Annotated in this window: 1 protein-coding gene; it reads right to left on the bottom strand. The window is 67.4% G+C overall.

Annotated features, from left to right (window positions below; all coding sequences use genetic code 11):
* Window positions 1–495, bottom strand: a 495-nt coding sequence (gene cydB / locus B2U11_RS00130; RefSeq protein WP_292068906.1) for a cytochrome d ubiquinol oxidase subunit II, incomplete at its 3' end; no start/stop codon positions are given.
* Window positions 496–500: the final 5 nt, after the last annotated feature.

Genomic DNA, 500 nt, shown 5'->3' with positions numbered 1-500 from the left:
GGCGGCGCCGGTCAGCAGGCTGAAGGGGCTGAGCCAGTCCCACGAGCCGCCGCCGTAGGCGCGACCGGACACCTCGACCCCTTGCAGAATGGCCCCGAGGGTCACGCCCTGGGAGAAGGCGGCCAGCAGGGAGCCGCCAAAGAAAGCGACATCCCAGATGGGCTTGGCCCGCACCGTCCGCCAGCGATATTCGAAGGCGACGCCCCGGAAGACCAGCCCCAGAAGCATGGCGATGATCGGCGTGTAGACCGCCGGCATCAACACGGCGTAAGCGAGCGGGAAGGCGGCGAACAGACCGCCGCCGCCCAGGATCAGCCAGGTTTCGTTGCCGTCCCACACCGGGGCGATCGAGTTCATCGCCTTGTCGCGCTGATCGCCGGCCTTCAGTGTCGGGAACAGGATGCCGACGCCCAGGTCGAACCCGTCCATGACGATATAGGCGAAGACGGCGAAGGCCAGCAGGCCGGCCCAGACCAGGGTCAGATCAACGCTCATGATCG

The organism is Brevundimonas sp. UBA7534, assembly GCF_002479325.1.
In the GTDB taxonomy this organism is placed as follows: Bacteria; Pseudomonadota; Alphaproteobacteria; order Caulobacterales; family Caulobacteraceae; genus Brevundimonas.
This window is presented reverse-complemented; position numbering and strand designations above follow the sequence as displayed.